This window comes from uncultured Alcanivorax sp. (assembly GCF_947258575.1).
In the GTDB taxonomy this organism is placed as follows: Bacteria; Pseudomonadota; Gammaproteobacteria; order Pseudomonadales; family Alcanivoracaceae; genus Alcanivorax.
Genome location: NZ_CAMYIV010000011.1, coordinates 344,855 through 358,269 on the forward strand (window position 1 = coordinate 344,855; position 13,415 = coordinate 358,269).

Annotated in this window: 12 protein-coding genes; 5 read left to right on the forward strand and 7 right to left on the reverse strand. The window is 58.1% G+C overall.

Features of this window, described 5'->3' with window-relative positions; translation table 11 throughout:
* Nucleotides 1-50: 50 nt before the first annotated feature.
* From Q0Y02_RS12660 to Q0Y02_RS12685, 6 genes are all read right to left on the reverse strand, one after another.
* A complete protein-coding gene (locus Q0Y02_RS12660) occupies nucleotides 51-1,094 on the reverse strand; it encodes a 3-deoxy-7-phosphoheptulonate synthase (RefSeq protein WP_297768957.1) in 1,044 nt (347 codons plus the stop codon).
* Between the two features lie 536 nt (nucleotides 1,095-1,630).
* The gene (locus Q0Y02_RS12665; protein ID WP_297768959.1) at nucleotides 1,631-2,251 is read right to left on the reverse strand and encodes a hypothetical protein; all 621 of its coding nucleotides are present in this window, start codon (nucleotides 2,249-2,251) and stop codon (nucleotides 1,631-1,633) included.
* 61 nt (nucleotides 2,252-2,312) lie between these two features.
* Nucleotides 2,313-4,079, reverse strand: coding sequence for a DUF1302 domain-containing protein (locus Q0Y02_RS12670; protein ID WP_297768962.1), 1,767 nt, complete (start codon nucleotides 4,077-4,079; stop codon nucleotides 2,313-2,315).
* A gap of 520 nt (nucleotides 4,080-4,599) precedes the next feature.
* Nucleotides 4,600-5,802: an acetyl-CoA C-acyltransferase gene (locus tag Q0Y02_RS12675; RefSeq protein WP_297768965.1), complete on the reverse strand. Its 1,203-nt coding sequence runs from the start codon at nucleotides 5,800-5,802 to the stop codon at nucleotides 4,600-4,602.
* A gap of 77 nt (nucleotides 5,803-5,879) precedes the next feature.
* Nucleotides 5,880-6,800 carry an SDR family oxidoreductase gene (locus Q0Y02_RS12680; protein WP_297768970.1) on the reverse strand — a complete coding sequence of 307 codons (921 nt, stop codon included), beginning with the start codon at nucleotides 6,798-6,800 and terminating at the stop codon, nucleotides 5,880-5,882.
* A gap of 206 nt (nucleotides 6,801-7,006) precedes the next feature.
* Complete coding sequence (locus tag Q0Y02_RS12685; RefSeq protein WP_297768973.1) at nucleotides 7,007-7,474, reverse strand: MaoC family dehydratase; 468 nt, start codon at nucleotides 7,472-7,474, stop codon at nucleotides 7,007-7,009.
* Between the two features lie 214 nt (nucleotides 7,475-7,688).
* On the opposite strand from Q0Y02_RS12685, the gene Q0Y02_RS12690 reads away from it, so the two are divergent.
* Nucleotides 7,689-8,318, forward strand: coding sequence for a TetR/AcrR family transcriptional regulator (locus Q0Y02_RS12690; RefSeq protein WP_297768976.1), 630 nt, complete (start codon nucleotides 7,689-7,691; stop codon nucleotides 8,316-8,318).
* Nucleotides 8,319-8,465: 147 nt separating this feature from the next.
* Here Q0Y02_RS12690 and Q0Y02_RS12695 read toward each other — a convergent pair whose 3' ends face one another.
* On the reverse strand, nucleotides 8,466-9,242 hold the full coding sequence (locus Q0Y02_RS12695) for an enoyl-CoA hydratase-related protein (protein ID WP_297768980.1): 777 nt from the start codon (nucleotides 9,240-9,242) through the stop codon (nucleotides 8,466-8,468).
* Nucleotides 9,243-9,425: 183 nt separating this feature from the next.
* On the opposite strand from Q0Y02_RS12695, the gene Q0Y02_RS12700 reads away from it, so the two are divergent.
* The 4 genes from Q0Y02_RS12700 to Q0Y02_RS12715 all read left to right on the forward strand — a co-directional run bounded on the left by Q0Y02_RS12700 (nucleotide 9,426) and on the right by Q0Y02_RS12715 (nucleotide 13,325).
* Nucleotides 9,426-10,103 (forward strand): histidine phosphatase family protein, encoded by a 678-nt coding sequence (locus Q0Y02_RS12700; protein ID WP_297768982.1) that lies wholly within the window; start codon nucleotides 9,426-9,428, stop codon nucleotides 10,101-10,103.
* Between the two features lie 51 nt (nucleotides 10,104-10,154).
* On the forward strand, nucleotides 10,155-11,363 hold the full coding sequence (locus Q0Y02_RS12705; RefSeq protein WP_297768986.1) for an acyl-CoA dehydrogenase family protein: 1,209 nt from the start codon (nucleotides 10,155-10,157) through the stop codon (nucleotides 11,361-11,363).
* A 79-nt stretch (nucleotides 11,364-11,442) separates the two neighbouring features.
* Nucleotides 11,443-12,489, forward strand: coding sequence for a phosphotransferase family protein (locus tag Q0Y02_RS12710; protein ID WP_297768989.1), 1,047 nt, complete (start codon nucleotides 11,443-11,445; stop codon nucleotides 12,487-12,489).
* Between the two features lie 71 nt (nucleotides 12,490-12,560).
* Complete coding sequence (locus Q0Y02_RS12715) at nucleotides 12,561-13,325, forward strand: SDR family oxidoreductase (RefSeq protein WP_297768992.1); 765 nt, start codon at nucleotides 12,561-12,563, stop codon at nucleotides 13,323-13,325.
* Nucleotides 13,326-13,415 lie beyond the last annotated feature (90 nt).

Consider the following 13,415-nt stretch of genomic DNA (forward strand, 5'->3'; position numbering starts at 1 on the left):
TTTCGTGATTTGCATCAATTTTTCCGGCAGATTCGTCCCTCTTAACCGCTCTAGTCAATGCCACAGAGTAACTGCTCTGTCCTGTCCCAGCCCAGGCAGCCATCGGTGATGGAAAGGCCGTATTGCAGCGGTTTCTGCAGGGGCTGTTTGCCATCTTGCAGGTGACTTTCCAGCATCACGCCGGCGATTGGGTTTTCGCCTCTGGCACGCTGTTCAAGCAGATCACGCAGTACCTCCGGCTGTCTCAGTGGGTCTTTGCCGCTGTTGGCATGGCTGCAATCCACGATCAGTCGCGGGTTGCGGCCTTTGCTCTGCAGGGCATCGACGGCAGTGCGGATGCTATTGGCATCGTAGTTGGGGCCATGGTGGCCACCGCGCAGTACCAGGTGGGTATCCGGGTTGCCGGCGGTTTGTAGCAGCGCACTGTGGCCGTTGTCATCGATGCCCAGGTGCGTGTGGGGATGCTCGGCTGCTCCCATGGCGTCACTCGCCACGTCGATACTGCCGTCGGTTCCGTTCTTGAAACCCACTGGCATGGGCAGGCCGCTGACCATTTCCCGGTGGATCTGGGATTCGGTAGTGCGCGCGCCGATGGCCGCCCAGCTGAGCAGGTCGCCCAGGTAGTCGGCGGCCATGGGGTGCAACAGTTCGGTGGCCAGGGGCAAGCCCAGCCGTGCCAGGTCCAGCAACAGGTGGCGAGACACGTTCAGGCCGGTGGCGATGTCGTTGCTGCCGTCCAGGTGCGGGTCGTAGAGCATGCCTTTCCAGCCCACGGTGGTGCGGGGTTTTTCCACGTAGGCGCGCATCACCAGAAAGACCTTGTCGCCCAGCTGGCGGGATAGTTCGCTCAGGCGATGGCCGTATTCCAGTGCGGATTTCGGGTCATGGAGCGAGCAGGGGCCGGTGATCACCAGCAGGCGGTCGTCGGTGCCGTTGAGAATATCGCGTACGGTCTGTCGATGGGCCGTGATCTGTGCTGCCAGCTGGGCGTCCACTGGCAGGCGTTCGCGCAGCACGGTGGGGGAGGGCAGCGGCAGGCTGCGTCGCGGGCTGATGTCGGCCTGGCTGGCGGTAGAGCTCTGAGTCTGTTGCATGGTCGTTCCTTACTGTTCGGTGCGCGGTTACCGTCGCGCGTGATTCGATCGTAGTGTTCGCTGGAGTGGGCGTTGCCACTGGCTAAATAGCGTGTCTTTGTGGTGCTGGCCATATCGATACATGGTGTTTGTCCTCTGTGGTGCGGTTGTCTGGGCAATAAAAAACCCCGGGCGGGATACCGACCGGGGTTTTCGTGATTCGGCAGGCGTCCCGTAGCGGGCGCGCCTGGGTAACGGTCAGGCGCGCGAGCGGCTAAACCAATACCCGTAATAGAAGGCAGCGGGCACAACCGTGCCGACCGGCTTGCGGTCTGCATTGATGCTGTGATTGTGCAGGGCTGCGTTCATGGTGAAATCTCTTTGAATTCAGTTCTCAAGCCTAGCGATGGCGCCCGCCAGAAGCAAGAGGGCGGGCCTCTCTCCTTGATAGGTGGTCAATATGCCGGGTCGGCATGACAGGATCGTGACAGGACAAGGCAAAAAAATGCCCACCGAAGTGGGCAAGGAAGGTGGAGACAATCAAGGAGAAAACAGGATCAGAAGATATCGGCCTTACCGATGGCGTTGGTGATGACCTGGGCAAAGTGGCCTGCGCCTTTTTCCAGGCCCTTGAAGCCGCCGGTATTGAAGCTGACGGTGTTGCCTTGCCAGATAATCGCTTGCTGGTTCACGTCCCAGAGGTCCAGCCGAACCACATAGATGTCCTCATTCACAAAAAAGTCATCGCTGAATACCTGAGGACGCATGGTCATGGTGCCGGCGATCGGTACCGCGGCGCCGGGATCACCTTTTACTTCCAGGGTTTCGCTGCGCTGTTCTTCCAGGTGAATGGCCAGGGCACTGTCGAAGCCGTTTTCTTGCATGCGTTCTGCCAGATAGTCGCGGCTTTTGCCTTCGATGCCTTTGTCACCAAAGACCGTATGGGCGGCGGTGGCCTTGATGCCTTGCTCGGCAAACCTGGCAACGATGGCGTTTTCCAGGTGGCCACGCAGTTCGTGCTCAACGAGGACCCCCACCACCAATGACTGGTAGGGACCCTGTGGGTCTTTTTCTACGCCGGTCTGGGTGTTGACCATACGGGTGTCGTGGTAGCCGGTGACACAGGCGGCGAGCAGTGCAGCGAACAGGGCCACCATGGCAAATTTCACTTTTCTCATCGTTCCATCCTCATTCTGGTTGGCAGGCCACTGAGGAGCAGCCTGCGGTGTCCTTGCCTTCTCAGAAGTTGTAGGTGGTGCTCAGGGACAGATAATCCCGGTCGTTGACCACGCTATAGCTGGCATCGTTATAAGTGGTGTAGGACAGGTCGGCGCTGAGTTTCTTGTAGCTCATGCCTACACCCAGACCCAGGCTGCGTTCGTCTTCCTGCAGGGCGTCATCGCTGGAATAGCCTTCCACGCCATGCTTCATGGTCAGCGACGGGGTCAACGCCACCGGACCAATGACGTTGGCATAGGTGGATTTGAGCGTCAGTTGGTAGCCCCAGCTGAAGTCAGTCACATAGCCATCCTCTCCGAGCTCGCCAACCCCGAAGTTGGTGTGGCGGCGGAAGCGCATGTCTTCCTGATCCGGCAGGTCATCAATGAACTCGGAACCTACCTGAGCTGAGACAATGGTCTTCTGTGCACCCAGCAATTTGGGAATGACTGTGGTGAAGGTCACTTCGGCACGCTGGATATCGAATTCCTGGAAACCGGTGACTTCGTTGCCGGAGCCGTAGACATAGTCGATGGTGTCCTGGGGAACGGTGGCAAACCCCTGTGCGGCGGCTGCTGGCACGCCATTGGCTTCCAGTACCCGCGCGGTAGTCAGATCCGGGGTGTTGATCTGGACTGGCATATCCGGCAGGTAGCTCAGGTTCATGGCCAGATTGCCGACACCCTCAAAGGTCTTGTCAGCGGTGAGGCCGATCACCTGAATGTCTTCCGGGTATTCATAGAAGTAGGCGATGTCGTTGCCAGCGGTAATCCCCTGCGCCAGCGGGCTGTCTTCCTTGGTCACCGAGTAGATCGGTAGACGCATGTGATAGTTCAGGAAGTAGGCGCCCACCTTGGCCTTGGATTTCGGGAAGGCATAGTCGAATTTCAGCCCGTACTGACCGCCATCATCCGGCTCTTTTTCGTCCCGGCGTGGAATGTAGACGCCATTTTCGTAGGCGGTCTTGTTGGGAATAATCACCGAGCTGGAGAAGGTGGCATCACAACCGACGGCGGTGTTGTCGAGGGTGGAAAAGAAGGTGCCGCAGCCATCCAGGTTCGCGGCCCGCCACTCATACTGGTAGAAGGATTTCATGGAGAGCCGGTCGGTAAACTTGTAGTCAGCGGTCACCATGCCAGCGGGCTTGAAGAACTCGGTGTACTCGGCACCGGGGCGGTGCAGGGCTGCCAGGTCGATGGCGTTGAGCGCACTGAGGGAACCACGGGAATACAGGCTGCGTCCCCACAGCAGAGTCTGACGACCCGCCTTCAGTTTCAGGGGCTGCTCATTGACCTGAAAGGTACCGTGGACAAAGACATCCTGAAAGGTGGCTCCCTGGAATTTGGAGTTGCGATCAAAGCCGTCATCGCTGAGCGGCTCGCCGCCGACAAATTCATTGGGGAAGTTGCCGTGGGGAACATCCTTCTCTTTCTGCACGTAGTCGTACCAGCCCTTGGCGCGCACAAACAGGCCATAGTTCTTGTACTGCAGGTTGACGTCGCCCACTGCCTTGGCAACGGCAGACACCACTTCACCACCATCATAGTTCAGGTTGCCGTCGTCAGAGACGGCGGAACCGGACGTGCCGCCGGGGGTATCACCGGCAAACAGATTTTCCTTGCGGGCAGACTCCATACGGGAAATAGCGCCCAAGGAGGCTTTCAGGTTCCATTTGACGCTGACGTCTTCATTGAACTGTTTTTCGCCAGCCATGGCCGGGGCTGCGGCTGTCAGCAGGCCCAGAGCCAGGGCACTGCTGCAGCCGACAGCGATCGCTTTGCTTTGCATTATTTTGCTCTCCCACTACCCGGTGATGAGCCGGGTAGAAATTCCGTTTGTTGTTGTGAACGTTGTTGTAGCGCACTTGTTGTCACGCCCGGTCCCATCGGGCGCTAAAATCCTGACTCTCGCTTTTTTTGAACCGTTATTTCAAAAAGCGATGTGTCGGATTCAATTCATACATACCGGTGGGTATGTGGTCAAGACAGACCAACGTCGAAGTTGAGGGGGAATGGGGAGCGAAGAGCCTGTTTCTGGAATAAAGACGTTAGCTTTTATGGATTTTCGTGATTCAAGACCACGATAAAGAAACGATATTAAAGGGGATGTTTACCGTTCTCGGTGATTCGTTACCCAGGGTAACAAATAAAAGAAGATTTCATTTTAGTGTTATTTGTGAGCGTTGACACATTTGCTAAAGAATTCCATCGCAGAAAACACAGTAAGGTTTGTCCCGGCAGTGGACCCTGATCATGAAAACAAAAAAAAGGCGCCGTAAGGCGCCCTGAAGGGGAAGTCAAAACAGAAATCAGAACACTTCAAACAGGCCAGCGGCGCCCATGCCGCCCCCGATGCACATGGTGACAACCACATACTTGACGCCCCGGCGCTTGCCTTCGATCAGGGCGTGGCCGGTCATGCGGGCACCGGACATGCCGTAGGGGTGGCCGATGGAAATGGCGCCGCCGTTCACATTGTATTTCTCCGGGTCGATGCCCAGGCGGTCGCGGCTGTACAGGCACTGACTGGCGAAGGCTTCGTTAAGCTCCCAGATGCCGATGTCATCCACGGTGAGACCGAAACGCTTGAGCAGCTTGGGTACCGCAAACACCGGGCCGATGCCCATCTCGTCCGGGTCACAGCCAGCGACAGCCATACCGCGGTAGGCCCCCAGTGGTTGCAGGCCCAGGCGCTCGGCTTCCTTCGCTTCCATCAGCACGCAGGCGCTGGCGCCGTCGGACAGCTGGGAAGCGTTACCGGCGGTGATGAAACCGCCTTCCTGTACCTGCTGGCCGCCCTTGAATACAGGCTGCAGGGACTGCAGGCCTTCCAGGGTGGTTTGCGGGCGATTGCCTTCGTCTTTGCCCAGGGTGACTTCCTGATCGGAAATCTCTTTGGTTTCCTTGTTCATCACCTTCATGACGGTGGTCATGGGGACAATCTCGTCATCGAATTTGCCTGCTTCCTGGGCGGCGGCGGTACGCATCTGTGACTGGAAGGCGTACTCGTCCTGGGCATCGCGGGATACGTTGTAGCGGTCGGCCACGATCTCGGCGGTTTCCAGCATGGACATATAGATGTCCGGGCGATGTTGCTTCAGCCAGGGGTCGGCGGCGCGGAAGGTGTTCATCTTGTCGTTCTGTACCAGGGAAATGGATTCCAGACCGCCGGCAACAGCCACATCCATATTATCGACGATGATTTCCTTGGCGGCAGTGGCAATGGCCATCAGGCCGGACGCGCACTGACGGTCCATGGACATGCCGGACACGCTGGTGGGCAGGCCGGCACGCAGGGCGCACTGGCGAGCCACGTTGCCACTGGTGCTACCCTGCTGCAGGGCCGCGCCCATGATCACGTCCTGAATGGATTCCGGGTCGATGCCGGCGCGATCAACGGCGTGCTTGATGGCATGGCCCCCCAGCGCCTGGGCCTGGGTGTCGTTGAAGGCGCCCCGGTAAGCTTTGCCAATGGGGGTGCGGGCGGTGGAAACGATGACGGCTTCTCTCATGATGCCTCTCCAGATTGATATTCGGTCGGTGTCTCACTGCAGGAGCTTGCCTGCAGCCGGTTGCTGAGCTGCTGCGTCTAACCCAGCTTGATGCCTTTGGCCTGAGCTGCCTTGGTAAGAATCTTGGTCACATGGTCGCCGCCGGCAAGAATCTCCCGAGCGTTATCCATGTTGCCGATCTGTTCAAAATGGGCGGCGACGCCATCCACATTTCGCTCGTCTTCATTCAGGTAGACGCCTTCGCTTTCCATCAGGCGAACCATGGCGTAGCAGCCGGCGCCAGCCAGTACGATGCGGTGGGTGGGGGCGTTGTTACTACACAGGAACAGGACCGCCGGGGTGATTTCCTTGGGCTCCAGCATGGCCAGCACTTCCGGGGGCATCAGGTCTTCGGTCATGCGTGTGGCTGCAGTGGGTGCAATGCAGTTGACCTTGATGTCGTATTTTTCCCCTTCGATGCAGAGAGTGTTCATCAGTCCTGCCACGGCCATCTTGGCAGCGCCGTAGTTGGCCTGACCGAAGTTGCCGTACAGGCCGGAGGTGGACGTGGTCATGACGATACGGCCGTAGCCCTGTTCGCGCATGATCGGCCAGACTGCTCTGGTGCAGATCTCGGAGCCGGTCAGGTGAACGGCCACCACCTTGTCCCAGTCGTCCTGGGTCATTTTCACAAAGCTCTTGTCGCGCAAGATGCCGGCGTTGTTAACCAGCACATCAATGCGCCCCCAGGTGTCCATGGCCTGCTTCACCATGGCATCCACCTGTTCTGGGCTGGAGACATCAGCGCCGTTGGCAATGGCTTTGCCACCAGCGGCCTGGATTTCCGCGACTACCTGCTCGGCAGCGTCGCTGGAGCCGCCACTGCCATCGCGGGCCCCGCCGAAGTCATTGACCACGACCTTGGCGCCGAGACGAGCCAGTTCCAGCGCATGGCATTTGCCCAGGCCGTTACCGGCGCCGGTGACAATGGCCACCTGATTGTCAAAACGGATTGTCATGTTTCTCTCTCCGGATGTTTTGTGAGTTGAAAGTTCAAAGTTCAAAGTTGAAACGCGCGTAACGGCACTGCCAAACGATTGGCTCCAGTGCCGCGACGCAGGCGTTAACTGGCTGAACGTTTCAACTCACTGGAATAGGGCTGCGGGTAAAGGCGTTTCGTTCAGCACGCCTTCTCCCGCGCTTTTCAAATTTAAACTTTGAACTTTCAACTAATTATCGCCAGGCTCAGCCATTCGGCGATCAGAGCGGGTTTATCCTGCCCTTCGATTTCCACTTCCACACCATGGCGCAGTTGCCATTCTTTATCGGAGCGCTGCTTCACTTCCAGCAGTGTGAATTTGCCGCGCACCTTGCTGCCTTCACGCACCGGGTTCATGAAACGCACCTTGTCGAAGCCGTAGTTGATGCCCATTACTTGCCCCTTGATGGTGGGCAGCACGTCCATGGCCATGGCGGACAGCAGCGACAGGGACAGAAAGCCGTGGGCGATGGTGGTGCCGAAAGGGCTTTCCTTTGCGGCCCGCGCCGGGTCTGTGTGGATCCATTGGGGATCTTCGGTCAACTCAGCAAAGCCGTCGATGCGCTGCTGGTCCACGGCTCGCCACTGGGACACGCCCACAGCTTCACCGGTTTTTGCCTGCAGTTCCTCAATCGTAATTTGCGCTCTGCTCATGCGGCTCTCCCTGTAGAGGCGCGAATGCGCCATATTTTCAGAATATCATTTTAAAAATAATAGTATGAAAGCGGCGTAATTGGCCGTAAAGGGTGAAAAGCGCCACGAAGGGCGAGAATTCCGTCACTGCTGTGCGGGAGGGTCAATGGTGGGCGGGCCCGGTTATGTCACTATTTTCCGATAATATTGGTCTGCACCGTTATTGAGGAGCACCATGTCAGAACAAAGTGAAGCCCTGCTTACCGACCCCCGCGATGCCATTCTCGACGCGGCGGCCCTGTGTTTTATGGAGAGGGGTTTCAATGCCACCAGCATTGATGACATTGCCCGGCGTCTTTCTGCCACCAAGGGAATGGTATATCACTACTTCGACTCCAAGGCGCAGCTCTTCTTCGAAATTCATCATCGGGCCATGGATGCGCTTTTTGAAGAGCTGGAGCCGGTCGTCGGTTCCGGTCTGCCGGCCCCGGAACGTTTTACCGAAATGGCTCGCTGTTATGTGCGCACCCTGATTCGTACCCAGCCTTACCAGCGCACGGTCTCCGAAGCGGTGCAGATGTTGCTGCGCAGCAGCACCACCGAGGCCCAGCGGGCCCAGCTCGAGCGCCTGCAGGAACGACGCAAACGCTGCGAAGGGCTGTTCCTGACGGTGCTGGAAGAGGGCATTGCCAACGGCTCCATGCGTGCGGCTCGCCCGAAGATGTCCATCAAACCCGTCTTCGGCGCCATGAACTCGGTGATCAACTGGTATCAACCCCGCGACACGGAAACGCCGGCACAACGGCAGGATGTGGTGGATGAGGTGGTGTTGGTGGCGCTGCGGGGAGTGATGAAAGGCAGTTAACAGTGAATAGTGAATAGTGAATAGTTAACAGCGCCGCGCGTCAGAGCGTAATGGTTTCAACGCAAAGAGGCCGCGCCCATCCCCTGGGCGCGGCCTCTTACGTTTGATAACAGCAACACAAGATTCGCGTCGCTGTTAACTGTTCACTTATTTCCCGCCTTTCAAGAATCCCGCAAACCGCTCCCTTGTATCCTCACTGAACATCCTTTCCGCAAACAACACACTTTCCTTTTCGATCTGGGTCTTGATGGCTGTCTCGCTCTGGCGCAGTAGCTGCTTGGTCATGGCCATGGCGGCCGGGGATTTCTCGGCCAGCCGCTGTGCCAGAGCCTGGGCGGCGGGCTCCAGTTCGTCTGGCGTTACCCGGTAGGCGACCAGGCCACAGCGCTCCGCTTCTTGCGCTGTCAGGGTATCGCCGGCCAGTAGCAGGCGGTTGGCGTTCTGGCGACCGATCAGGGCGGGTAGCAGCAGGCTGGAGCCGGCTTCGGGTACCAGGCCCAGATTGATAAAGGCGGTCTGGAAGCGGGCATCGTCGGCGGCTACCACCAGGTCCGCATGGAGCAGCAGGGTGGTGCCGATGCCAGTGGCGTTGCCCTGCACGCCAATCACCACGGGCTTGTCCAGGGCCATTAGGGCATGCACCAGCACCATGGCAGGGCTGAGAGTGCCGTTGTCCCGGCTGGCCGGGTCCGCATTGAGGAAATCGCCGATATCGTTGCCGGCGCACCAGGCGCGGCCGTTGCCGGTGAGCAGTAACACATGCAGATCGTCCCTTTCTGCCAGGTGGTTCACCGCACGGGTCAGGTCCTGGTACATGCTGGCGGTCATGGCATTGAGCTTGTCCGCTCGATCCAGCGTCAGATGCAGGACGGCACCCTTTTCCCTGGCCTGCACAAAGCCGCTGCTGAAGGTCAGATCTGTCATAAGGGCGCTCCGGCTGTTAGGTGTGAGGGTCGAAGATATCGAAACGTTATTTCGAATAACAGTCAAATCGCCATGCAGCATATTCATTCTGCCGGATTCAAAATATCAATTTCACTAACTCAAGGGGGTGCACTAGGCTGGGGTAATTGCTATTCGATCTCTTGCCCGTTGTAAGGATTCCACATGGCCCAGTTCTATCTTGTCCGTCACGGACAGGCATCGTTCGGCACCGACAACTATGACCGCCTCTCGGAACTCGGCCATCAGCAGGCTCGCTGGCTGGGGGAGTATTTCGCCGAACGGGACATGGGTTTCGACGCACTGCTGTCAGGAGACCTGGTGCGCCACCGGGAAACCGGCGCGGGCATCTGTGAAGGGCTGGGCGTGGCGTTACCGGAAGATATTCACGCCGGGCTTAATGAGTTCGATTTCCAGTCTATCGTCGATGCCTACCTGACCCAGTACCCGGAACAGGCACCCGGGGAAGGGGCGCCTGTGGCAGCATTCTACAAGGCGCTGAAAACGGCCATGAAGCATTGGCGCCTGGACGAGCTCACCGGTGATCTGCCGGAAACCTGGCAGTCCTTCTCTGACCGGGTACTGGCGGCCCGCCATCATATTCAGCAGCAGTACAGCGACAGAGATCGCATTCTGATTGTCAGTTCCGGCGGTGCCATGGCCATGTTTCTCAAACATGCCCTCAATGCCGCCGATGACACCGTGGTGGAATTGAATCTGCAGATTCGCAACAGCAGCGTTACCCACGGTTTCTTTAATAACAAGGTGGTGCGTATGGCCAGTTTCAACAATGTGCCGCACCTGGATCGTCCGGATCGGTTCGAAGCCATTACCTATTTTTAATTTTCAACGCAGCACAAAGACTGTAACGAACAAGCGACAAGGGAGAGCGTCATGGATTTTCAATACACAGAAAAAGTGCAGGACCTGATCAACCAGGTACGTCATTTCATCAATACCGAGATTCGCCCGGTGGAAGGGCTTTATCACGAACAGCTGGAAAAAAGTCCGTGGGAAACGCCGCCGGTAATGGAAGAGCTGAAAGAGAAAGCCCGGGCCAAGGGGCTGTGGAACCTGTTTCTACCCAGTGAATACGGGGAATACAGTGCTGGCCTGAGCAATCTGGAATACGCGCCGCTGGCCGAGGAAATGGGCCGAAGCCGTATTGCCTCCGAAGCCTTCAACTGTGCCGCGCCGGATACCGGCAACATGGAAGTGCTGGCCAAATATGGCAATGAGCAGCAGAAGAAAGACTGGCTGCAGCCGCTGCTGGAAGGGCGTATCCGCAGTGCCTTTGCCATGACCGAGCCGGAAGTGGCGTCGTCCGATGCCACCAATATCGAAACCCGGATTGAGCGTGACGGCGACGACTACGTGATCAATGGCCGCAAGTTCTATATCAGCGGTGCCATGCGCAAGACCTGCGAAATCATGATCGTGATGGGCAAGACCGATCCGGACAATCCGAATCGCCATGCGCAGCAGTCACAGATTCTGGTGCCCACCAACACTCCCGGGGTGAATATCGTGCGCCCGATGCAGGTGTTTGGTTACAACGACGCACCGGAAGGTCATGCGGAAGTGGTCTTCGACAACGTGCGGGTGCCCAAGGAAAACATGATTCTGGGTGAAGGCCGTGGCTTTGAAATCGCCCAGGGTCGCCTGGGGCCGGGCCGTATCCACCATTGCATGCGTCTGATCGGTGCTGCCCAGGAGTCCTTCGAGCTGATGGCCAAGCGCGTCAACGAGCGTGTGGTATTCGGCCAGCCCATGAGCAAGCAGGGCTCGGTGCGTGAAGATCTGGCTCGTTCCTACTGCGAAATCGAGCAGGCACGGCTGATGACCTTGAAGGCGGCGGACACCATGGATCGCGAAGGTAACAAAGTCGCCAAGGATTTGATCGCTATGATCAAGGTGGTTGCGCCCAATATGGCGTTAAATGTCATTGATCGGGCGATTCAGGTCCATGGGGCGGCGGGGCTGAGCCAGGATACCCCGCTGGTCAACTTCTTCAGCTATGCCCGCACCTTGCGGCTGGCGGATGGACCGGATCAGGTGCACATGATGCAACTGGGCCGCAACCTGGCCAAATACTTCGCCTGAGAAGCGGTGTTTGCCCGGGGTGTTTACTGCACTCCGGGCTTTGCCTATTGCGCAGCAGACAGAATAACAGGAGAGCTCCATGTCCCAGGTGGATACGCTGGATACACAGAAACTGGCCGAATACCTTGAGCAGCACATCGGTGGCTTCAACGGGCCCATCGAGGCTGACAAGTTCGAAGGCGGTCAGTCCAACCCCACCTTCAAGATCACCACACCGTCCGGTGCTTATGTGTTGCGCCGGCAGCCGCCGGGCAAGCTGCTCAAGTCAGCCCATGCGGTGGATCGCGAGTTCCGCGTCATGGCGGCACTGAAAGACACGGATGTGCCGGTGCCACGGGTACTGCATCTGTGCGAAGACAGGGACGTAATCGGTTCCATGTTCTACGTGATGGAGTTCTGTGAAGGCCGCATTCTGTGGGGCGCCTCGTTGCCGGAAGCCGGCGAGGGGGAGTCAGGCAATGCTACCCGTGCGGCCATGTACGAAGAAATGAACCGGGTGCTGGCGGCCCTGCACAGTGTGGATCTGGACAAGGTTGGCCTGGCGGATTACGGCAAGCCCGGCAACTACTTCGAGCGGCAACTGGGTCGCTGGACCCAGCAGTACGAAGCCTCCAAGTTGCAGGACATCCCTGCTATGGACGAGTTGATCGCCTGGCTGCAGGCCAACCAGCCGGAAGACGATGGCCAGGTATCGCTGGTTCATGGCGACTATCGGCTGGACAACATGATGTGGCACCCCAGCGAACCCAAGGTCATCGCTGTGCTGGACTGGGAGCTGTCCACCCTGGGACATCCGCTGGCGGACCTGGCCTACCAGTGTATGGGGATGCGCATGCCACAGCGGGGCGCCAAGATGGCGGGCCTGCAGGGGGTTGACCGCAAGGCACTGGGGATCCCCACGGAAAAAGAGTATGTCGATCAGTACTGCCAGCGTCGCGGCATCGACCGCATCGACAACTGGGAATTCTATCTGGCCTTCAGTTTCTTCCGTCTTGCTGCCATCTGTCAGGGTGTGGCGAAACGGGCCGTGGATGGTAATGCCTCGAGTAAGGAGGCTGCTCAGGTCGGTGCGCTGGTCGAGCCGCTGGCGTCCATGGCCGTGCAGATTATCAAAGAAGGGGCGTAAAGCCTCATTGTAGGAGCCATGCGAGCATGGCTCCTACAGCATTATTTTTGCTTTTTATCGGGAGAGTAGTAATGAGTACCACCCTTTTTAATCTTGAGGGCAAGATTGCCCTGGTCACCGGCGCCAGCCGCGGGATTGGTGAAGAGATTGCCAGACTGCTGGCGGAGCAGGGCGCCCACGTGATCGTCTCCAGCCGCAAGATCGATGGCTGTCAGGCGGTGGCAGACGCGATCCAGGCAGACGGTGGCAGTGCGGAAGCCTTCCCCTGCCATATCGGCGAAATGGCACAGATCCAGGCGATCTTTTCCCATATCCGCGAGACTCACGGCAAGCTGGATATTCTCGTCAACAACGCCGCAGCCAATCCCTTCTTTGGGCACATTCTGGACACCCCGGTAGATGCCTTCGACAAGACCGTGGATGTGAACCTGCGCGGCTACTTCTACATGTCCGTGGAAGGCGCCAAGCTGATGCGCGAACATGGCGGTGGTGCCATCGTGAACACCGCTTCGGTGAATGGCCTCACTCCGGGCGACATGCAGGCTATCTATTCGATCTCCAAGGCGGCAGTGATCAGCATGACCAAATCTTTCGCCCAGGAATGCGCCCCGTTCAATGTGCGGGTCAATGCCTTGCTGCCGGGCCTCACCAAAACCAAGTTCGCCGGTGCCCTGTTCACCAACGAGGACATCTACGATTCCGCCATCAGCCAGATCCCCATGCGTCGCCATGCCGACCCGAAAGAGATGGCGGGCACCGTGCTGTATCTGGTCTCCGATGCGTCCAGTTATGTGACCGGGGAGTGCGTTGTGGTAGACGGTGGCATGACCATCTAATAGCTACGAGCTACGAGCTACGAGCTACGAGCTACGAGCTACGAGCTACAAGCTACAAGCTACAAGCTACAAGCTACAAGCTACAAGCTA

Excerpts from the sequence above, each read along its gene's own strand:
- Q0Y02_RS12695 (WP_297768980.1), bottom strand. The coding sequence starts at position 9,242 with ATGACAGATCTGACCTTCAGCAGCGGCTTTGTGCAGGCCAGGGAAAAG.
- Q0Y02_RS12685 (WP_297768973.1), bottom strand. The coding sequence starts at position 7,474 with ATGAGCAGAGCGCAAATTACGATTGAGGAACTGCAGGCAAAAACCGGT.
- Q0Y02_RS12680 (WP_297768970.1), bottom strand. The coding sequence starts at position 6,800 with ATGACAATCCGTTTTGACAATCAGGTGGCCATTGTCACCGGCGCCGGT.
- Q0Y02_RS12710 (WP_297768989.1), top strand. The coding sequence starts at position 11,443 with ATGTCCCAGGTGGATACGCTGGATACACAGAAACTGGCCGAATACCTT.
- Q0Y02_RS12660 (WP_297768957.1), bottom strand. The coding sequence starts at position 1,094 with ATGCAACAGACTCAGAGCTCTACCGCCAGCCAGGCCGACATCAGCCCG.
- Q0Y02_RS12675 (WP_297768965.1), bottom strand. The coding sequence starts at position 5,802 with ATGAGAGAAGCCGTCATCGTTTCCACCGCCCGCACCCCCATTGGCAAA.
- Q0Y02_RS12715 (WP_297768992.1), top strand. The coding sequence starts at position 12,561 with ATGAGTACCACCCTTTTTAATCTTGAGGGCAAGATTGCCCTGGTCACC.
- Q0Y02_RS12700 (WP_297768982.1), top strand. The coding sequence starts at position 9,426 with ATGGCCCAGTTCTATCTTGTCCGTCACGGACAGGCATCGTTCGGCACC.
- Q0Y02_RS12705 (WP_297768986.1), top strand. The coding sequence starts at position 10,155 with ATGGATTTTCAATACACAGAAAAAGTGCAGGACCTGATCAACCAGGTA.
- Q0Y02_RS12690 (WP_297768976.1), top strand. The coding sequence starts at position 7,689 with ATGTCAGAACAAAGTGAAGCCCTGCTTACCGACCCCCGCGATGCCATT.
- Q0Y02_RS12665 (WP_297768959.1), bottom strand. The coding sequence starts at position 2,251 with ATGAGAAAAGTGAAATTTGCCATGGTGGCCCTGTTCGCTGCACTGCTC.
- Q0Y02_RS12670 (WP_297768962.1), bottom strand. The coding sequence starts at position 4,079 with ATGCAAAGCAAAGCGATCGCTGTCGGCTGCAGCAGTGCCCTGGCTCTG.